General features: G+C 64.7%; 20 protein-coding genes. 11 read left to right on the top strand and 9 right to left on the bottom strand.

Going from position 1 to position 19,466, the window contains the following annotated elements:
* Nucleotides 1-26: 26 nt before the first annotated feature.
* Nucleotides 27-242 (bottom strand): hypothetical protein, encoded by a 216-nt coding sequence (locus tag ACYVI5_RS10290; protein WP_460580091.1) that lies wholly within the window; start codon nucleotides 240-242, stop codon nucleotides 27-29.
* A 53-nt stretch (nucleotides 243-295) separates the two neighbouring features.
* On the bottom strand, nucleotides 296-433 hold the full coding sequence (locus ACYVI5_RS10285; protein WP_460580090.1) for a helix-turn-helix domain-containing protein: 138 nt from the start codon (nucleotides 431-433) through the stop codon (nucleotides 296-298).
* Between the two features lie 90 nt (nucleotides 434-523).
* On the opposite strand from ACYVI5_RS10285, the gene ACYVI5_RS10280 reads away from it, so the two are divergent.
* The gene (locus ACYVI5_RS10280) at nucleotides 524-1,486 is read left to right on the top strand and encodes a PD-(D/E)XK nuclease family protein (protein ID WP_460580089.1); all 963 of its coding nucleotides are present in this window, start codon (nucleotides 524-526) and stop codon (nucleotides 1,484-1,486) included.
* A gap of 780 nt (nucleotides 1,487-2,266) precedes the next feature.
* Here the strand turns inward: ACYVI5_RS10280 and ACYVI5_RS10275 are convergent.
* A complete protein-coding gene (locus tag ACYVI5_RS10275) occupies nucleotides 2,267-3,262 on the bottom strand; it encodes a LacI family DNA-binding transcriptional regulator (RefSeq protein ID WP_460530347.1) in 996 nt (331 codons plus the stop codon).
* 486 nt (nucleotides 3,263-3,748) lie between these two features.
* Here ACYVI5_RS10275 and ACYVI5_RS10270 point away from each other — a divergent pair, with 486 nt between their 5' ends.
* The 5 genes from ACYVI5_RS10270 (at nucleotide 3,749) to ACYVI5_RS10250 (ending at nucleotide 8,248) form a co-directional block, all read left to right on the top strand.
* Nucleotides 3,749-4,897, top strand: a complete 1,149-nt coding sequence (locus tag ACYVI5_RS10270; protein WP_460580088.1) for an ABC transporter substrate-binding protein — start codon at nucleotides 3,749-3,751, stop codon at nucleotides 4,895-4,897.
* Nucleotides 4,894-5,919 carry a carbohydrate ABC transporter permease gene (locus ACYVI5_RS10265; RefSeq protein WP_460580087.1) on the top strand — a complete coding sequence of 342 codons (1,026 nt, stop codon included), beginning with the start codon at nucleotides 4,894-4,896 and terminating at the stop codon, nucleotides 5,917-5,919. Before ACYVI5_RS10270 ends, ACYVI5_RS10265 begins: the two co-directional genes overlap by 4 nt.
* Entirely contained in the window at nucleotides 5,916-6,815 is a 900-nt protein-coding gene (locus tag ACYVI5_RS10260; RefSeq protein WP_460530338.1) for a carbohydrate ABC transporter permease, read from the top strand. The genes ACYVI5_RS10265 and ACYVI5_RS10260 overlap by 4 nt, the downstream gene beginning before the upstream one ends.
* A gap of 64 nt (nucleotides 6,816-6,879) precedes the next feature.
* Nucleotides 6,880-7,737 carry an MBL fold metallo-hydrolase gene (locus ACYVI5_RS10255; protein WP_460580086.1) on the top strand — a complete coding sequence of 286 codons (858 nt, stop codon included), beginning with the start codon at nucleotides 6,880-6,882 and terminating at the stop codon, nucleotides 7,735-7,737.
* Nucleotides 7,738-7,861: 124 nt separating this feature from the next.
* Nucleotides 7,862-8,248: a MarR family winged helix-turn-helix transcriptional regulator gene (locus ACYVI5_RS10250; protein ID WP_460580085.1), complete on the top strand. Its 387-nt coding sequence runs from the start codon at nucleotides 7,862-7,864 to the stop codon at nucleotides 8,246-8,248.
* A gap of 44 nt (nucleotides 8,249-8,292) precedes the next feature.
* On the opposite strand, the gene ACYVI5_RS10245 is transcribed toward ACYVI5_RS10250, so the two are convergent.
* Entirely contained in the window at nucleotides 8,293-8,904 is a 612-nt protein-coding gene (locus ACYVI5_RS10245) for a TMEM175 family protein (protein WP_460580084.1), read from the bottom strand.
* 65 nt (nucleotides 8,905-8,969) lie between these two features.
* On the bottom strand, nucleotides 8,970-9,257 hold the full coding sequence (locus tag ACYVI5_RS10240; RefSeq protein ID WP_460580083.1) for a hypothetical protein: 288 nt from the start codon (nucleotides 9,255-9,257) through the stop codon (nucleotides 8,970-8,972).
* A gap of 198 nt (nucleotides 9,258-9,455) precedes the next feature.
* On the opposite strand from ACYVI5_RS10240, the gene ACYVI5_RS10235 reads away from it, so the two are divergent.
* Genes ACYVI5_RS10235 through ACYVI5_RS10225 form a run of 3 tightly spaced genes read left to right on the top strand, consistent with a single transcriptional unit; the run spans nucleotide 9,456 to nucleotide 11,055 of the window.
* Nucleotides 9,456-10,049 carry a molybdopterin-binding protein gene (locus ACYVI5_RS10235; RefSeq protein WP_460580082.1) on the top strand — a complete coding sequence of 198 codons (594 nt, stop codon included), beginning with the start codon at nucleotides 9,456-9,458 and terminating at the stop codon, nucleotides 10,047-10,049.
* Nucleotides 10,046-10,789 (top strand): ferredoxin reductase, encoded by a 744-nt coding sequence (locus ACYVI5_RS10230; protein ID WP_460580081.1) that lies wholly within the window; start codon nucleotides 10,046-10,048, stop codon nucleotides 10,787-10,789. Before ACYVI5_RS10235 ends, ACYVI5_RS10230 begins: the two co-directional genes overlap by 4 nt.
* Nucleotides 10,786-11,055, top strand: a complete 270-nt coding sequence (locus ACYVI5_RS10225; protein ID WP_460580080.1) for a DUF6510 family protein — start codon at nucleotides 10,786-10,788, stop codon at nucleotides 11,053-11,055. Before ACYVI5_RS10230 ends, ACYVI5_RS10225 begins: the two co-directional genes overlap by 4 nt.
* A gap of 30 nt (nucleotides 11,056-11,085) precedes the next feature.
* On the opposite strand, the gene ACYVI5_RS10220 is transcribed toward ACYVI5_RS10225, so the two are convergent.
* Nucleotides 11,086-11,997: an SDR family oxidoreductase gene (locus ACYVI5_RS10220; RefSeq protein WP_460580079.1), complete on the bottom strand. Its 912-nt coding sequence runs from the start codon at nucleotides 11,995-11,997 to the stop codon at nucleotides 11,086-11,088.
* Between the two features lie 75 nt (nucleotides 11,998-12,072).
* Between ACYVI5_RS10220 and ACYVI5_RS10215 the strand changes: the two genes are divergently transcribed.
* Entirely contained in the window at nucleotides 12,073-12,633 is a 561-nt protein-coding gene (locus tag ACYVI5_RS10215; RefSeq protein ID WP_460580078.1) for a TetR/AcrR family transcriptional regulator, read from the top strand.
* Nucleotides 12,634-12,641: 8 nt separating this feature from the next.
* Here the strand turns inward: ACYVI5_RS10215 and ACYVI5_RS10210 are convergent, their stop codons facing one another.
* From ACYVI5_RS10210 to ACYVI5_RS10200, 3 genes are all read right to left on the bottom strand, one after another.
* Entirely contained in the window at nucleotides 12,642-13,907 is a 1,266-nt protein-coding gene (locus tag ACYVI5_RS10210) for a glycoside hydrolase family 76 protein (RefSeq protein WP_460580077.1), read from the bottom strand.
* Between the two features lie 117 nt (nucleotides 13,908-14,024).
* Nucleotides 14,025-15,959 carry a glycoside hydrolase family 76 protein gene (locus ACYVI5_RS10205; protein WP_460580076.1) on the bottom strand — a complete coding sequence of 645 codons (1,935 nt, stop codon included), beginning with the start codon at nucleotides 15,957-15,959 and terminating at the stop codon, nucleotides 14,025-14,027.
* Between the two features lie 290 nt (nucleotides 15,960-16,249).
* Complete coding sequence (locus ACYVI5_RS10200; protein ID WP_460580075.1) at nucleotides 16,250-17,260, bottom strand: LacI family DNA-binding transcriptional regulator; 1,011 nt, start codon at nucleotides 17,258-17,260, stop codon at nucleotides 16,250-16,252.
* A 352-nt stretch (nucleotides 17,261-17,612) separates the two neighbouring features.
* On the opposite strand from ACYVI5_RS10200, the gene ACYVI5_RS10195 reads away from it, so the two are divergent.
* Nucleotides 17,613-19,457, top strand: a complete 1,845-nt coding sequence (locus ACYVI5_RS10195) for a glycoside hydrolase family 2 protein (RefSeq protein WP_460580584.1) — start codon at nucleotides 17,613-17,615, stop codon at nucleotides 19,455-19,457.
* Nucleotides 19,458-19,466 lie beyond the last annotated feature (9 nt).

Below are 19,466 nucleotides of genomic sequence, written 5' to 3'. Positions count from 1 at the left end.
ATATGGCGGGCGAGATGGTGCAGGGCTTACGCCCGACTGGCGCTTGTCGTAACCGAGGTGCTCGACATTTCCGCCCCCAGAGCGGTCTCCAGCAGCCGTCTCGTCAGCCCGGCCAACAGCCAGTCGAGCCCGACCAAGCTGATGCCCTTGTTCTTCGCTTCCGCGAGCAACCGCTCCGCGATCTGCTGCCGATCGATGATCTCGCCCGTCACGGGGCCAATCGTCTCGATGACATCGATCATCGCGGATCCTCTCTGTCGGGCCAGGTCCACATACACCGTTGAACGTACAGTCCCTACTGCGGCGGCGACTCCGAGTTCACCGCCTTGACGACCGTGGTCCGCGAGATCCCCAAGCTCGCCGCGATCTTCGCTTTCGGCTCACCCTCCGGGGCAAGCCTCCGGATCAACGCCCAGTCCTCCAAAGTGATCACTCTCCAATCGTTGAGTGTTCATTTTCGAGCGCCGCTACTGTCCAGTTTTCGAGCGCCGCAGACACCCGGATCCGCTGCCAATGGAACAAGATGGGTCTCGTGTCCAGGCCCAGTCATCCATCGCAAGCTATTTCTCCGTACTGGTTGATTCCCGCCTGCATCGTCTCGGCCGCCCTCGGTGCCTATCTCGCGATCACTCTGATCACCGCTAACCTGGCGGACTGGGGTCAATGGCTCCGCGAGTTCGCGCAGAGCCCAGGTGCGGCGGCGATCGCAGCACTGGTGGCCGCGGTCATCGCATTCACTGGGATTTCTCGACAAGTGGCGGTGTCACGGGCCTCGCTGGACCAGCAGAAGAAGGCGGCCGAGACGAACTCCTGGTGGGCGATGTTCGAGTGGGCATCAGATCGCGCTATTCCGGCTCGGCACGACGGCCAGCCATTGCCGACAAGTGTCACGATTAGCACCCTTGAGCGACTCGCCGAGTCCGCAACGTCCAGCATTCAGTCGGCCGCATGTGCCGGGGTCATCGACGTCGTTATCAAGGGCATCGCCGCCACTCCGACCGAGACGCCGACAGACGACATCGCCCCGACCGAGCCCGATGGCCCGGCCTTCGCTGCGCTCACATCGTACGTTGAATCCAGTCGTGGGACGCCTGCCGCGTCAGCCCTCGCGGAGGCGCTCGTCTATGCCAACAATGTCGAAAAGGCATTGATGTCGCTGACTTGGAACGATGCAACAATCAAGGTCTTTCGCACCCCGTCGGACGTACGTGCCGACGCGATTGCCGAGGTTGACGGTCGCCGAGTCGCCATCGAGATCAAGTTCTCGCGCAACTCGAAGAACGCCCACCACCTGGTGGCCCGGGCCGTTCAGCAGCTCAGAACTCGGGGAGGGGCTACCGACGCCTATCTTGTGATCACTCCGTTCGACGCAGCGCTTCGTCCGGAGGAGGAAGCCGAGCTCCGAGCGGTCGCGGCCAAGTGGCGCGAGCCGAAGGATGACAGCGAGCTGCTCAAGGCGCTCAGACGCGCGAGCGAGCTGGGATAACGGTCACGAACACCGCATACGCGCGGCTGTTTGTCCGATGAGGCCGACGCCGTTTCGGATGCGACGCCCGGTCAAGTCCTCCGACGGCGACATCCAGGATCGCACGGCCCGACAGAGGCAAACCCCGAGTTGGCGACTATTCCTGAGCTCACCCTTTACGAAGCGGCACTCCATGCCACGGCAATCGCGGACTACTTGTCTCACGCGGTTCCGCCGCGCTTGCCCATCGCGACCGATGTGCTCCGCCGAGCACATTCGACGAACCTGGCATGGCGGACCGACGATCCGGCTGCGAGCTGGAAGAAGGATGCAGTCATGGATTCCGAGGCGCAGGCAAGAACGATGCTCGAGGTTGCCGTCGAGCTCGTCGAATCTGCCCACATGGGCAGAAGTGCGTCCGATCTGTGACCGGGTCGAACAGTGGACGATCCTAGGCACAGTGAGGGCCAGTCTGTCTCCTTTGGGCGGCCCAAGACAGGGGTACTTTTTGGGGGTCTTTTCCTGCTCCGGGGTCCGAATCAAGGCGTATCAACCCGTAGCAACAGGTAGACTTGCCCAAACAAAATGGCTGATTGACTGGGAAATACGGTTCCCGGCTGGGGCCAGTACGTAGGGCCCGAAGCTTTCAGTTGTTCTTGGTTCGAGTCCAGGTACCCCAGCCATATGGGCTGACCAGGTTCTGCCGTCCGAAACTGGCGCCGCTAGCGTTCTACGGGCTGCTCTTCACGATCGTGATCGTGCGGGTGGTCAACGTTCTCCGGGGCCCGGCTAACCCAGCACTTACGCGGACTCGCGAAGGATGAGCCGGTGACTCACCTTCAACCAGCGACTTGCGGGGGACTGGTCGGGGTCGAGCAGCGAGCGGACGATAGACATTGCGACCTCGGCGGCGTCACCCATGTCCACGCCGAGCGTGGTGAGCTCTGGGAACGTATACGTGCCTGCCGTAAGCCCATCGATGCCGACGATCCGTATGTCTTCCGGTACTCGGATTCCATATCGATGCATGGTCTTCAATGCACCGAACGCGGAGTAATCGTTGAACGCCATGATGGCGTCGGATCGCCGCACCAGATCGAGATGTGAGGCGGTGGCTTCCGCGGCTGAGCCGACGTCATCCCGGCCGGCCTGCACAAGTGTCACCTCGATGCCTCGGCTCGACCATTCGTCGGCGATGAGCCGGGCCCGATCGCTCATGGCAGTGCCTGCGACGGAACTGTCCAGCATGAGAGGCCGGGTCACGCCGTGTGAGAGAAGATGGGTCACTGCTTCGCGTATGCCCGGTGCAAGATCGAACTCGACGCCTCCCCATTGGGAACCTTCAGGGCGGAAGGCAGCGTCGATGCCGATCACGGGCACGCCGGGGAGGATTGATTCGAGTTCGCGGCGGCCGAGATTCACATACCCGAGGAGCGCGTCAATCTGGGGTGCGAGGGCGGAGAGGAGCGTGCGCTGATCTTCTATCCGGCTGGTGTCCAAGAGCACCACAGACCAGTCCAGGCGCGCTGCGCTAGCAACGACGGCTGCAGCGAGCTCGGGGTAGTAGGGATTCGTGAGGTTGTCCACCATCAGCCCAACGGTCTGCTGCCCGCGCTTGACCAACCCGCGCCCGAAGCGAGAGGGGCGATAGCCGAGCGTTCGCGCGGCCTCTAGCACGAGCTCTTTCGTCTGCGGCCTGATTCCTGGCAGGTCGTTCATGGCCCGACTCACCGTTTGCCGTGATACCCCGACAGCGGATGCGATGTCGACGATCGTCGCGCGACGTTTCATCTCCATGGCAGCCGATTGTACGGGTGCGCTGAACGCCATCCGGCAGCCCTCGGCCGCTGGCGTGCGATTCGGTTGGCGCCTTGGAGGCCATCACCGGTCGCGTTGGCTCCCGAGCAGAACGTCGAGTGCATGCGTCCCTGCGCTGAGGAATGCGAGCCGGAACGAATGCTTGACAGCCCCGTATGGGGGGTGAGAGCATGACCGCGTCGTGAACGTTCACGAAACCATCGGTGGATGACGACGCATGCTCTTGATCCCACGGGAATCAAGAGCATGCGGGGTCATTCTGGGCTCGGTTTCCTCCGGCCCTTCCCTAGGAACTCAGAGTCGAGAAGCGAGGGGCGCATGACCGCACTTTCACGGAGATCGTTGTTGGCCGGCACAATGGGAGCGAGCCTTCTCGCTGTCGCCAGCGGATTGACAGGATGCGCATCTCAGACGTCGGTCTCGACCGATCCCAAAGAGCTTGTGCTGTGGTATTGGAACCGGTCAATGGGCCCGGGCGTACTCAAGCAGGCGGCACACGGCATCCCCGGCACGAGCAAGTTCCTCGTCTCGCAGCAGCCACCGAACACGAACTGGGACACGAAGCTGCGGACGAGCCTCGCCGGTCGCGCGTACGTCCCTGATATCACCGCAATCAACTCGAACGTCTCGCTGTACTTTCCCGACCAGTCGATGTTCGTCGACTTGAACCAGTTCGGCGCGCAGGACCTGAAGCATCGCTACTTTCCCCGGAAGTGGGATTACGGCATCACGCCCAATGGGCGCATGTGCTTCTTTCCGATCGACAGCGGGCCGACCGGTTTCTACTACCGCTACGACATCTTCGCCAAAGCGGGTCTGCCTTCCGAGCCAGAAGCGGTGTCAGCGTCAATCCGCACCTGGGACGACTGGATCGAGTTCGGGCGCAAGCTCAAGGCGAACGCGGGCAGTCACATGCTGATGGATTCGTTTCAACTTTTCAGCCAGATCATCAATGCGTCTCCGGAGCGTTACTTCAGCCGCACGGGCAAGCCGCTGTACATGAATTCGACCTCCGCAGTGCGAGACGCGTGGAACATCACAGTCACGGCCATCAAGGCGGGCATTCTCGGCAATCAACAACTGGCCACGGATCAGAATGCGGCATGGATCAGCGGCAAGACGGCGGGCCACATCGAGGCTGTCTGGTGGGCACAGATCCTGCTCAGCACGGCGCCGGCAACGAAGGGCAAGTGGCGTTTGGCATCCCAGCCGGTCAGGGCCGGGAACAGTGGCGGGTCGTTCCTTGCCATACCGACCACGTGCAAAGACCCGGAGGCGGCATACAAGTTCATCGCCTGGTCCCAGACCGCCGCCCACCAGGCGCAGACATACAACGAGGTGCAGCTTTTCCCTTCGACGCCCGACGCGCTGACCAGCGGCATCATGAAAGACGCCAGCCGCGGGTTCTTCGGCTCGCAGAACTCGCTCGACTTCTTCAAGAAGCAGGCGGCCACCGTGCCGACAGCCTTCGTCTCGCCGTACGAGCAAATCGCGAACTTCTTCACCACGGAGATCACCAACGTCGAGGCAGGGGGAAAGGATCCTGACCGCGCGTGGGACGACGCGGTGACCCAGACGAATCGAGTCCTTCAGAAGCACGGGGTGAACCTATGACCGCACAGACCACGGGCGTCCCGCTTCGCGCGAAGCCACGCAACACTCCCACCGCGGCGCCGAGGAAGGCGCTGGGGCGCCGGTTCTGGCCGCAATACGTGGCGATCGCTCCGTTCTACATCCTGTTTCTGGTGTTCGGAGCCTTCCCGATCGTCTTCTCCATCGTGATCTCGTTCACCGACTGGGATGGCATGGGCGCGATGAAGTTCGTCGGGCTGCGACAGTACCTCTACCTCGTTTCGGACCCCATTTTCTGGCAGTCCGTTGGCAACACGTTTATCATCTGGTTCCTTTCGACCGTACCGATGCTGTTTCTGGCGCTCGTGATCGCTTTCCTGCTGCATCAGAACATGCGGATGAAATCCTTTTATCGGGTGGCATTCTTCGTTCCGAATGTCACGTCCATGGTCGCGATGGCGATCGTGTTCGGTTCGGTGTTCTCCGACCAGTTCGGTCTCGCGAACTCGTTTCTCCAGTGGATCGGCGGGACGAGCGCCGGGGTGCAGTGGCTGTCGAACCCGTGGGGCATCAAGGTCACCATCGCGATCATGGTGATCTGGCGCTACACCGGCTACAACGCGATCATCTATCTGGCGGGGCTGCAGGCCATATCCACCGAGCTCTACGACTCGGCCCGCGTCGACGGTGCGAGTACCTGGCGCATCTTCTCGCGCATCACGGTACCGCTCTTGCGTCCGGTCATCCTCTTCACGGTCATCACCTCTACGATCGGCGGCCTTTCGCTCTTCACGGAGCCGCAGGTACTGCTCGGAAACAGCGGGGGGACCAACAACGCTGGAATGACGATCGTGCTCTACCAGTACAACCAAGCGTTCACGCATTTCGATTTCGGTTACGGCTCGGCCATCGCCTGGGCGCTGTTCGTGCTCGTACTCGTTTTCGCCATCGTGAACTGGCGGCTGGTCAGCGGCCGCAAGGAGAACGAGTTCGGAGTGGTGACGCCCGGCATGTTCGCCCGTTTCGGAAAGCGCTCCAACGCGAAGAAGGAGGTGGTCCGGTGACCGCTGCTGCATCGTCACTAGACGTCGATGTCGTGCGCAGGCCCGGCGAGTTCGAGGGCCGGGCGGCGCGTAAGAAGCGGCTTGTCTGGCGCGTCGTCACGCACGCCTGCATCTGGGTTGGCGTCCTTCTCTCGCTGTTCCCGTTCTATTGGCTGTTCGCGATGTCGACCCAGAGCACGGCGCAGATCTTCGGTTACCCGCCGGACCTACTGCCGAGCAACCAGCTCTGGTCGAACATCAAAGGGGTGCTCGGCAGCGTCGACCTCTTCCAGGCCATGCTGAACTCCTTCATCGTCTCGGGCTCCTGCGCCCTCCTTGTGATGTTCTTCGACTCCTTGGCCGCCTTCACGTTCGCGAAGTTCGAGTTCCCCGGCAAGAAGGTGCTCTTCGGCATCCTCCTCACCACATTCCTCATCCCGGGCAGCCTGTCCCTCGTGCCGAGCTTCGTACTGATGAGCAAACTCGGCTGGGTGGGCGGACTTCAGGCGTTGATCATCCCCGGTGCGGCCAACGCCTTCGGCATCTTCCTGCTGCGGCAGTTCTTCGAGTCGTCATTGCCGAACGAGCTTGTCGAATCGGCACGAGTGGATGGCGCAGGATTCTTCCGGACCTATTGGAGCATCGGCCTGCCCATGGTCCGTGGCGGCATTGCCTTCCTTGGCATCTTCACCTTCATCGGTGCATGGAACGACTACGTGTGGCCGTTGGTGGTGTTGGTGAATCCTGGAACGCAAACCCTTCAAACCGCACTCGCCGCGTTGAATTCGCTGTACTCGACCAATTACGGCTGGGTGATGGCGGGAGCACTGATCAGCGTGCTGCCCCTCATTGCGATCTTCATCATCGGGTCCCGTCACTTCATCGCCAACATCGCTGCCGGCGCCGTAAAGGGCTGAATCGCAGGGTCACGCCGTTATAGATGTTCTTGCATCGGATGATCTGAGATAATACTATGTCGGGATGACGTCCATTCCCGCTCCGGTGCCGTGGACCGGGCAACTGCCTCCGGCTGATCCGCCCGCCGACATGGCGCTGTATCAGTTGCCAACCGGCACGTACCGTACCCGCGCTGCCTTCGCGGTGACGGGTGGTTCGTTCCGCGACCGACGGGAGTTCGCGGCAACGGCGATCTTGGTGCGCCATCCGAAGGGCGACTTGCTGATCGACGCAGGCTTCGGCGCACACGTCGAACAGCACATCCGCATGCTCGCTCGGATGGAGCGCGCGCCGCTGACGCGCTTCCGCACAGCTCGTGCACAACTCGACGACGCCGGCTATGACCTGTCGCGGTTGCTCGGCGTGATCGTCACCCATGTGCACTGGGATCATGTCAGCGGTCTCGACTCGCTCCAGGTTCCGGTGTGGATCACGCCTGCGGAGCGCGAGTACGGTGCGAGCGACTCGCACGGCGCGGTGTTCCGGGCCGTCAGCGCCGAGCTCGAGATGCATGAGTACGCGTTGGAGGGTCCGGACTACCTCGGGTTCCCGGCCAGCCACGATGTCTACGGCGACGGATCGGTGGTCGTCGCCCTGAGCGGCGGGCACACGCCCGGGTCGGTAGTCGTGTTCGTCGCCTTGCCCACCGGTCAGCGGTATGGGTTCATCGGCGATCTCACCTGGCAGCTCGATGGGATTCAACGGCGTGCGCAGCGGCCGTGGCTGCTGCGCCGCGTGGCGGACGTCGAGCCGGCGCACGTGCGGACGGCCCTTGACCGCAGCATCGCCCTCCGGGACGTCGTGCGGATAGTCCCGGCGCACGATGTGCGCGCCCACGAGTCGATCCCGACCCTTGCCGCGTCCGATTCGTTGGCGGTGTGAGACTGTGCTCATGAGTGGGACCAGCCCCGACGACCGCGCCGAGCCCGGAGCCCCGACTCGTCCCGCCTTGGGGCCGGGTCCCGATTCGGAGATGACCTGGTTGCTGCATCGTGCTGCGCAGCGGATGCGCGTCGCCACCGGCGAAGCCGCACAGCGCCATGGCCTTTCCCTGCGTGACCACATCGTCCTCAGCTCCCTGCACAAGTCACCCGGTTTGACGCAGATCGAACTCGGGCGAGCGCTCGGGATGGACAAGACGACACTGACCAGCGAACTCGACCGTCTGGAACAAACCGGCCTGGTCGAGCGCAACGTCGATACGCGCGACCGCCGTGCCCGCGTACTGACGCTCACCGCCGAAGGCGAAGTTCGCCGCGGCGCCATAGCGATGGATGCCGAGCGTGCCGAACGGGAGGCACTCGGCTCGTTCAGCGACGCCGATGTCGCTCGGTTGCGCCGCATGCTTTTCGATCTCATCGGCGACGTTGACGACCCGGGGACATGCCTGTGAGCGGGAAATCGCGCGGTCCACAGCTGCCGTGAAGCAGATAGGCGTCACTCGGCAGGCGGATCCTTGCTCTTGCCCCGACGGACTAAGGGTGGTGCATCCGGTCGCAGATGCAGTGCCAGCGCGAGGCAGATGAAGCCGAAGCCGAGCCAATTGTCGACGACGGCGAGTCCGGCGGCGGCCACGAAGAGTGCGAACGCGAACAGCGAGCGTCGCCGCGCCGAACGGATCTCCGCCGGCGAGAACTCTCCCGAGTGCCTGAGGATCTCGGACTCGAACAGGTTGTACATGCCGTCGGTGACGACGAACAATACGGCGTAAAAGATGACGGGAATCTGAGCGAGCTCGGTGCGTGCGAGCCAAGCCGTCGCGAACGGCAGAAACGACACGCAGAAGAGATGGCCGAAGTTGAGCCAGATGAGTTTTAGCGACGGGGTGGTGATGAACGACATCAGGTAGTGGTGGTTCATCCAGATGATGGCGATGAAGGCGTAGCTGACGATGTAGCTCACGACGGTGGGCCACAGCTGGAGCAGGCCGGACCACGTCGGCGAGACCGGAGGGCGCAGTTCCAGCGCCATGATCGTGATGATCACGGCGAAGACGGCGTCGGTATAGGCGGCGAGACGGGCAGGCGTGCTCGGCAGCATCCTCTTCATGAGCCTCCTCCGGGTCCCGGCGTCACCGGGAACCAGTGAGCACGCCGCAACGCCGGCCGGCCCTGCTATCGGGTTCGGACATCGAAGCCGAGGTTGCGCAGCATCCTGACCGCTCCCGACCTGCCGCCCTCGAAGTCCGCCGAGGCGAGGCGCTCGCCGGTTGCGAACTCGTAAGCGGTGCCCAACACGGCCTTCGGAGGGTAGACCCGGCCTTCGTACACCAGGTCGTAGGTCGTCGTGGGGGCGAAGCCGTGCACGGCGAAGAACTCATGAGCGCCGAGGCGGTCGTACTCCTCGAGCGCGCGGCGGACATGCTCTTGCGTCACGGGATCCCAGTTCACGCTCTTCGTCATCGCTCTCGTCCTGTCCGGCCTCGGTCGCTCGGCGCGGCGGGACGGCGTCGAGCACTTTCCGACTCTAATCACGATGCCGCAGATTCCACCCGTCCAGCGGGCCCGTCCCGTGTTCGTCGGTTGAATCTGTTTACTCATGGCGGCGGCGCGGCGATACTGAATGCGCCGGCGCCCGCCGGAGGAAAGGCGGTAGACCGGATGGCTCTGATCACGAGGGGATTCGGCGGTAGCAGGGGAGCGCGCGACAGCCGGCTTCCACCTGGGCAGACGCGGGTGGAGGACTGGCCGGTACTGACCGCCGGGGCCACGCCGGAGGTCGACCCATCCGCTTGGGAGTTCACTGTCATCACCGAGAACGGGGAGGCGGCGAGGTGGAGCTGGGACACGTTCCGGGCGCTCGGCATGGAGGAATTCACCGTCGACATCCACTGCGTCACGCACTGGTCGCGGCTCGGGATGTCGTGGCGCGGTGTACCGCTCGACCGCGTATTCGCCCAGGTGGAGACCTCCTACGACTACGTGATGGTGCACAGCCACGGCGGATACACCACGAACGTTCCCCTCGCTGAACTGCTCGACGGGAGGGCATGGATCGCGTTCGAGGCGGACGGTGCACCTCTCGAGCCGGAGCACGGAGGCCCCGCTCGACTCGTCGTCCCGCATCTGTACTTCTGGAAGAGCGCCAAGTGGGTGACCGGGCTCAAGATGATGGCGCGAGACGAGCCCGGGTTCTGGGAGGAACGCGGTTACCACCTGCACGGCGACCCTTGGACCGAGGAGCGCTATTCGTGAACCTGCATGCCGCCTGGTACGTGGCCACGGTGTCGTCGATGAAGCCGGAGACACCGACTGCGAGGCGCATCGTGCTCGACGTGCCCGGCTGGCCGGGCAACGCCGCCGGCCAGCATGTGGACATTCGGCTGACAGCTGAGAACGGGTATCAGGCCAGCCGGTCGTATTCGCTCGCCTCGTCGGGCGACGCTTCCTCGATCGAGCTCGCGGTGGACCGCGTTCCATCCGGGGAGGTTTCGCCGTTTCTCGTGGACGAGCTCATGGTGGGCGACCAGTTCGAGGTACGCGGTCCTCTCGGCGGCTGGTTCGTCTGGAGACCGGGCGAACAGTCCGGCCGACCGGTACAGCTCATCGCAGGAGGTTCGGGGATCGTGCCGTTGGCCTCGATGGTCCGGGCACACCGGGCGGCGTCGGACGCATCCACGTTCCGCCTTCTCTACGCCGTAAGAACTCCCGACGACGTCTTCTTCCGTGACGAGCTGGCGCGCGAGCAGACTGGCACCGGTACCGGCAGAGTTCGGGTCGACTACGTGTTCTCACGCCGCGCCCCGGCCGAGGCGGAACGACCTGCGGGCCGGCTCACACGTGCGATTCTCGCCGAGCTGGTCGTACCGCCGGAGATGAACCCTCTGGTCTACGTCTGCGGTTCGACGCCGTTCGTCGAACAGGTGCTGGACTGGCTCAAGGGACTCGGGCACGACGTTGACGACGTTCGCGCCGAAAGGTTCGGAGGCGCATGATGCAGAAGCTCGACGGCAACGTCCTTGCCGGTCCGCTGTCGATGGTGATGACCGGCGACACGAGCGCCGCTCGGGGCCGTTGTGCCCACTGCGGCGATGTGGCCGTGCTCGCGCAGTGCGTCGTCTACGCGGGCGGCGGACGATTCGTGGCGCGTTGCCGCCGATGCGACGAGGTGCTGCTGACGATCATCGATGCCGACGGCGACATACGGCTCACGATGACTGGTGTGACCGCGCTCACCATGCCCGTCGCCAACGACGGATAGGGGGTCGCTCCGCCGACTCCGCACTCGTGCTCAGCGGTTGAAGTAGAAGCTCGCGGCAAGGTCTTCGAGCAGGCCGGGGTGGGTCGGAGCCCAGCCAAGGACCTCGCGCGTCTCGGTACTCGAGGTGGGGTTGTCGATCGCTGCAACGGTGCCGATGAGGCCCATTGTTCCGGCCGCTTCCTCGGGGGAGATGCTTCTGACGGGCACCCCGGCACCGCGGCCGATCGCCTCTGCGATTCTGCGGAATGGGATGCCTTCGTCGGCCACGGCATGGAGAGGCATGCCACCGGGCGCCCTTTCGAGACCGAGCACGATGAGGTGCGCGGCGTCGATGTTGTGGACCGCCGGCCAGCGGTTCTCGCCGTCGCCGACGTAGGCGGCGTAACCGTTCTCGCGCGCGAATCGGATGAGGGCCGGGATGAAACCGTGCAGATCGCTGGGCCCGTGCACCGTGGGCGCGAAGCGCAGTGCAGCCGAGCGGATGCCGCGATCGGAGAGCCCGAGCAGCTGCTGCTCGCTGATCGCCCGCGGGTTCTGAGCGCGTGCCACCTCGATCGGGGTGCTCTCCGTGCCCACGTCGCCCGGCGAGGTCGAGCCGGCGAGCATCATTGTGCCGGACGCTGCGAGGAACGGCTTGCCGCTGCCCTCGAGAGCTCTGCCGATCGCCTCTATCAAGGCACGGTCGCTGGCTGCTGCCGCCGCGAAATCACCCGCGTCGTGCTTGAACGCGAGGTTCACGACGCCGTCCGATGTAGCGGCCAGCTCGGCGAGGCGATCGGTGTCGTCGATGGTACCGAGCACGGGCTCGCCGCCGAGTTCAGTGATGCGCTGTGCACTCGCATCCGATCGAGCCAGACCGAGCACTTCGTGACCGTTCTCGATGAGCTCAGCGGTGACCAGGGAACCGATGTGGCCGCTTGCTCCCGTGATGAATACTCGCATCCGAAACCTCCATGTCAGAATCTGACATCACGATATCACTGACGGCAGAAACTGTCATCACTTAGAATCATCGATATGGGACGTTGGCAGCCGGGCGCGCGCGATCGGCTCGCACTCGCCGCGCTCGAGCTGTTCGTCGAGCGCGGGTACGAGGCGACCACCGTCGCCGACATCGCAGCCCGCGCCGGCCTCACCGAGCGAACCTTCTATCGCCAGTTCGTCGACAAGCGCGAGGTGCTTTTCGGCGACCCGCAAAGCTACAACGGCATCTTCACGGCTGCCATCGCGAACGCACCGGCGAACGCGCGCCCCCTGGATGCCGTCGCGGCCGCGCTGACAGCAGCGGGTGATTCATTCGCAGGCAAGCACGCATACGCGCGACAGCGCGGCGCCGTCATCGCGTCGAACACGGCGCTGCAAGAGCGCGAGCAGGTCAAGCGGTTGCATCTCACGGATGCCATCGCCGAAGCGCTGAGCGAAAGGGGCCTCCCCGGACCCACGGCGCAACTCACCGCCGAGCTCGGCACCGTCGCGTTCCACCAGGCCTTCGCACGCTGGATCGAGGCCGAGGACGAATCCGACCTCGCGAAGCTCGCGGTGCGCGTGCTCGACGAGCTTCGCGAAGCTGCCGCCTAGGCAGGACTTCAGTAGAGCAGTTCCCATCGCCGCGGATCCCAGGCGAGCGCGGAGTAGATCTGCACGGCGGCGCCCTGCTCGATCGCCTGCGCCACGCCTGGCGTGTCCTTCGCGAACAGTCCGGTTGCGGCGTCGCGGTAGGCCGTCCAGATGTGGTCGCCGTAGTCGGCCATGGCCTGGTAGTACTTCCGTTCGCCCGTCACGGACTCGAGGTAGAGCAGGCTCTTGAAGTAGATCGAGTTGAAATAGAGCGGCTGGTTCGCGATCTGCCCCTGCCTGATGTAGTAGTCGTACGACGCCTCGGCGACCTGCACCGATTTGCGCAGATAGGAGGGATCGTTGGTGAGGCGGTACAGGGCTACGCCCGCCGCGATCGGCATTCCTTGGTTGTACGTCCACTTCATGGTCGTGACGGTGCCGGCGTTGGAGATGTTGTCGGAGTACATCGAATCCGTGCTGTCGAAGAGGGTGTTGTACGTCCAGTCGTAAATCCGCTGCGCCCACGCGAGGTAGTCGCTGTTCCGTGTGATCTCGTACAACCGGGCTGCGATGAGCGCGGCCGGTGCGTTCGAGCACGTGTTGCGTGAATCGCCGTACGACGCTTGAGTCCAGAAGATGCCACCAGGGGACGGATGCGAAGCGTCGGTGTCCCAGCCCGACCGGACGAGCGCGAAGATCTGCTCGGCTCGCTGCAGGGCGGCCCGGTCCCCGGTCATGAGATGGAGCTGTACTTTCTCGAGGCCGACCCATTCGTTGTCGTCGTAGAACAGATCGCCGCCTCCTCCGAGCGGTGCGGGCACGTACGAGGCGTATCCGGGCAGACCCGTCGTGCTCGTCGGCTCCCAATAGTGCTCCTGCCCTGTCGACATGGCGTTCAGTCGCGCCCACGAGGCGTGCCCCGGCTGTGCGCCCGCGAGGTCCAGTGCGCCGACGTGCACCTGGGAGTGGGGCCATTCGTAGGCATAAGGGTTGTCGCCGGGCTGCCTGGGGTAGTTCGGCATCGCCAGGTCTGTGCCGTCCGGCGCCAGAAGGTAGGTGGCGAACGCCTGCCAGGTCGCGTCGGCGCGCTGCAATGCGGTACGAGCGCCGCCCGGTCGGCCGTTGGCGGCAGCCTGCTGCGCATCCGGTTCTGTGGAGGCCATCGCGGGTGCAGCGGTGCCGAGTATGGCGGCCGCACCGGCCAATCCAGCGCCTGCGGAGAGCAGCATGCGCCGGCTCAGAGCAGGACCAGCGGGTCGAGCGCTTCCCGTCGTGTTCGAACTGTCATCTGACATGTGTTTCCTCCTCAATTGGGGACGCCGCTGACGGGTCCGTGAAACGGGGAATGCTGCGGTTCGTGAGCCTCTCGCGGTCGGCGCGCTGCTTGGATGCCGTGCTGTTCGCTCGAGGCGCTATTCGCTGTAGGTGGCGGAGACGTGTGAGACGAGGCCGCCCCAGCCATCGCTTGGAAAGGAGTCGCCGACTCGCACGTACACGGTCTTGGCCTGGCCGAGGTACGGCGTCACGTCGATCGACCTGGCCGCCTGGTTCGATGTGTCGTGGATCTGCTGATCTTGGGTGAGCACCGTGGTCCAGTCCGTGCCGTTCGAGCTGATCTGCACCAGGTACTCCTGGGCGATCGTCAGCGTGACCTGGGCGGAGACGGTGTCGGTGGGGAACGGGAACCGGTAGATGAAGTAGTTCGAGCCGTCGGCGAAGCGGTTCTGCACCCCATTGCTCTGCGAGTGCCCGCCATCCCACAGCCACGGGGATTCGGCGACGGTACCCGTGTCGAAGTCGATCGTGCGCGCGACGAGGATGTCCGCCGTCGCCGTGAAGCTCAGGTGAGGGGAGACCACCTTGACCGTCACCGTGTAGTCGCCGTCGGCCGCCGTTGACGGCACTCCCACCGAGAGTGGAACCGTGGCCGATGCCGGGTCGGCTGCGTCTGCTGCGCCCAGGACGACCCGGGTGGTTGCCGGTGTCGCGGTCCATCCGGCTGGCGCCGAGACGGTCACCTCAGCCGCGATCTGCTGGGACCCTTCTCCGGCAGGGTGGGCGTCCGAGGTCGCCTCGACGCTGAGGTCGGTCGAAATCGAGGTTGCGCCGCTCTTCGCCGGGATGACGACCGTCTGGGCCGGAGACAATCTGGCGGACAGGGACGCCTTGGAGCCCTGAGGTGGGATGTCGGCGATCAGTGCACTCAGCGCGCTGGCCTGGGTGCGCCAGTCGAAGATATTCGGATGGCTCGAGTTGGTCTCGCCCGTCCACCGGGTGCCGAACTGGTCACCAGCGTTGCGGTCCTGGTTCCACACCGAGGCGGCCTGCTGGGAGACGAAGCCGGTGTATCGGGGATCGTGCGTCGTGTCGGCGAGATCCATCATGTAGCGCATGAAGATGCCCTTGAACTGCTTGGCGTTGTCGTCGCACGTCGCGTCAGCGGCATCGCAGGACTCGGTGAGGACGCCGTCGGTGACCAGCTGGGGGGACGAGATCGCGGCATCGGCGAGCCGACGCACCGTCGTCATGATTCCCGAATCATGGGTAGCGCGGTAGAGCTCGAGGCCGCCGCCGATGGCCAGGCCCTGGTTGTAGCTCCACACCGTCTGCCCGTTGTTCTGGCAGTCAGAGGTGAGTCCGTCGTTGACCAGGCCGGATGAGTCGATCAGGCCGCTGCCGGTGAACCAGTTCCACGCGGTTTCGGCGCGGTTCAGCCACTGCGTGTCGTGAGGGATCCTGTTGTGCAGTTCAGCGGTGAGCCGGATGAACAGTCCGCTAGTGACCGAATTCTTGTACGTCTTCGAGGCGTTCCACCACACGCCGCCGCCGCAGGTGCTCGTGTCCCAGAACCCGGACGCGTACGTGGCGATGGTCTCGGCCATATCGAGGTACTTCTGGTCGCCTGTCACGTCGTACGCCTGCACCCATGTCAGTCCCCACCATTCCGAGTCGTCGATGGCCTGGCTGGTGAAGTTCCCGAGCAGCGGGTCGCCGGAGAGCACACCGCCCGGGAACACGCCCTTGTCCTTCTCGAACGTGTTGTCGAGCTCGGGGACGAAGCGTCGGTCGCCGGTGCGTTGCATGTAGTCGCCGATGGTCTGCAGGGCAACTGCGGAGTTCCACCAGCTCGACGGGAACCATGCCTTGGACTGGTCATACGACTGCATCAGTACCTCGGCGGCGACTCTCGCCTTCGCGATGGCCGTCGGTGCACCGGCTTGTGGGGGAAGACCGGTGTGTGCGACGGAAGCAGCATTCGCCGCGTTGGCCGAGAGCGCGCCTGCCAACACGATGGAGATGACAGCCAGTGCGGCGCCGATGATTCGCGATGCGGGCGATCGGGACATGTCGTGGTTCCCCTCTTGCTGCGCGCGGCAGCTCTGCCTTCGTGCGGGAACACCCGGGCGGGACTGCCTTCGATCCCGAACATCGGCATCGATCGTGGCGTGGACCGGCAGGTTTGGAAACGTTCCCAAGCAGAGTATCGACTGGGCATCCGAACCCTGTCAAGGGTTTCGTGAGGCTTGGGCGCGCGCTGAACCAGGCAAGTGTGAAAGCGATGGGCATGCACTCGTCGGCCACGGCAGGGGCGGAGGGTGAGCATCCGGAATACGGGCAGCGGACGCGCCGCAACCGCTCAGTCGTTGTCGTGGAAGCGTCGTCCCCGCCGCTCGAGGCGCGTTGGTACCCGGATGCTCGTCCGCTCGGAGTCGTCGCCCGCGATGCGCTCGAAAAGCCGGACGGCCCCTCGCCGTCCCATCTCCTCCGGCGAGTACACCACGAGATCGATCTCGAACGGGAGCAGGTCGGCGAGCTCCAGGTCATCGAATCCGGCCAGGGCTGCCGCCGTGTCGAGAGTCGTGAATGCCTGGATGGCGCCGAGGGTCATCCGGTTGTTGTCGCTGAAGAAGGCCGTGGGCGGTGTGTCCGAGCGCAGCATCCGCATGGTCGTGGTGCGCGCGGCCTCCGCCGAGTAGTTGTGCATGGACACGAGTTCGTCTTCCACTGGAATCCCGTGCTCCCGCAGAACCCTGCGATAGGCGCGCAGTCGTGCCCCACCCGTCGCCGCTGTCGGAGCCCCGCCCATGTAGGCGATACGCCGATGACCGGCCTCGATCAAACTGGTGAGCGCCTGCCGCGTGCCCGAGGAGTTGTCGAGCACCACGCTGTCGAACGGCGTCTGTCTTGGCGTTCGGTCGAGGTACACGATGGGCGTGCCACCTGCGATCGCGATCGGATCGCCGGGACCGGTGGCCGTGCCGCTCGTTACGACGAGCATTCCGTCGACGCGGCGGCGGACGAACTCGCTCACGAGATCGCGTTCGGCGTCCGGGTCGAGCTGTGTGGCCCCGATCAGGAGGACGTGATCGTACGCCTTCACGACCTCGGCCGCTCCGCTGGCGAGCTCGGAACTGAACGGATTGCGCAGATCGTCGACGATGAGGCCGATCGTTGCCGACGCCTGCCCGGGGCGGAGCATCCTCGCCGCCTCGTTGCGATTGAAGCCGATCGAAGCGATCGCGTCTTCCACGCGCTGCTTGGTGGCGGGGCTCACGTTGACCCCGCCGTTCACCACCCGCGAGACGGTACCCACGCCGACACCGGCTCTGGCGGCGACGTCGCGCATGGTCGGCCTCGAACCGTCCATTGCCGTCCTCCCGGAGATCCTGCTCTGAATGCCGCGAAAGTCCGCTTCAGCCTATCCGTCCGTGCATGGCAGTCCGACCGTCGCCGAGTGTGCCGACGCCCCCCTTTCGTGCGGCATCGTCGGTGCACTTGGAAGGTCATTGCGCGAGCGAAGGCGCCTCGAGCGCAGCAGCCACGCGACGGAACGTGGACGGTGACCGACTCGCCGGCCGCGGAAACTCAACGTTGACAGTCCAAGGGCGTGCTCATATGGTTTTCGGCGGGCCGCCGGCCGACAGCCGCTCGCACTGTGGCGCAGTCGGAGTTCGGTGACACATGCGGGTGAGCTTGCGGCGAAAGGATCCTCAATGTCGATGACATCTGGCGGCGGTGCGAACGGTGCCAACCGGAGCGTGGGCACCATGCCGCGGCCCGAGTATCCGCGCCCGCAATTCGTTAGGGAAGACTGGCTGAACCTGAACGGGGTGTGGCAGTTCGAGATCGACCGCGGGGACAGCGGTCTCGAGCGCGGCCTCCTCGAACGGCAACTGGAACGGACCATTCTGGTGCCTTTCGCCCCGGAGTCGGAACTCTCCGGCGTAGCAGAGACGGACTTTCTCCAAGCCGTCTGGTACCGCCGGGAGATCGAGGTGCCCGAAGAGTGGGCGGGCCGAAATCTCGTACTGCACTTCGGGGCCGTCGACTATGACGCCACCCTGTGGGTGGACGGGCGCGAAGTGGGGCGGCATCGCGGTGGATTCAGCTCGTTCGATGTGCAACTGGGCCGGTTCGACCCTGAGCGGCCGGAGGCCAACCGGCTGAGCGTCGTCGTGCGCGCCCGCGATCTGCGGGAGAGCATCCAGGCGCGGGGTAAGCAGTCGCTCCTGTACGACAACACAGGCTGCCTCTACACCCGCACGACGGGCATCTGGCAGACCGTATGGCTGGAACCGGTTCCGGAAGACTCCATACGATCGATCGCGGTGACACCATCGGTCGGTGACGGCTCGTTCGCGGTTGTGGCAGAGCTGTCTGCCAATCGCCCTGGCCAGCGTGTCCGTGCTGTGCTGTCTGACGGGGCCGGTGTCGTTGCGGAGGCGACGGTCCGCGCGGACCTCGACTTCTCTCCGGCGCTGCATCTGAAGATCCCGAAGGATCGAGTGCGCCTGTGGCGTCCTGCCGATCCGTTCCTCTACGACCTGACCGTCGAATTGCTGAATGGCGACGAAGCGCTGGACTCTGTGCGCAGCTACACGGGGCTTCGCTCGGTGTCCCGTGACGGAAAGCGCCTGTTGCTGAACGGTGAGCCGGTCTTCCAACGGCTCGTGCTCGACCAAGGGTACTGGCCGGAGTCCCTCATGACCGCACCGAGCGACGACGCTCTCCGGCGCGACATCGAGTTGGCGATGGCTGCCGGCTTCAATGGGGCGCGGCTGCACCAGAAGGTGTTCGAGGAACGCTACCTGTACCACGCCGACCGTCTGGGCTACCTGGTCTGGGGCGAGTTCGGCGACTGGGGCGTCTCAGAGAACGGGCCGGCCGGGCAGAACCAGGCCCCGACCTCCTCGTTCGTCGGCGAATGGCTGGAAGCACTGCGTCGTGACTACAACCATCCCGCCATCGTGGGTTGGTGCCCGCTCAACGAGACGCACCAGGTGATGCATGACCGCACGACCGTGCTCGACGACGTCACGCGTGCGCTCTTCCTGGCGACGAAGAACGCCGACCGCAGCAGGCCCGTGCTCGACGCATCGGGGTATTCGCACCGGGTGTCCGAAGCGGACGTGTTCGACTCGCATGACTACGAGCAGAAACCGGAGCGCTTCGCACAGCAGCACGCGGGACTGGCCACGGACGAGCCGTTCGTGAACACCGGATCCGAGGGCCCGTTCTCGGTGCCGTACCGCGGCCAGCCCTACTTCGTCTCCGAGTTCGGCGGGATCTGGTGGAACCCGGAACTCGCCGCAACGGAGCACGGGAACTCCGACTCGTCGTGGGGCTACGGCCAACGCGTCGCCGACGAAGACGAGCTCTACGAACGGTTCGCGGGCCTGGTCGGCGCGCTGCTCGATGATCCGAACATGTTCGGCTATTGCTACACGCAGCTCACGGACGTGTTCCAGGAGCAGAACGGGATCTACCGCTTCGACCGATCGGAGAAGCTCGATATCGCGCGCATCCGCGAGGCGCAGCAGCGCCCGGCCGCGTTCGAAAGCTGAACGGCCGCG

This window comes from Humibacter ginsengisoli (assembly GCF_054780095.1).
This window is presented reverse-complemented; position numbering and strand designations above follow the sequence as displayed.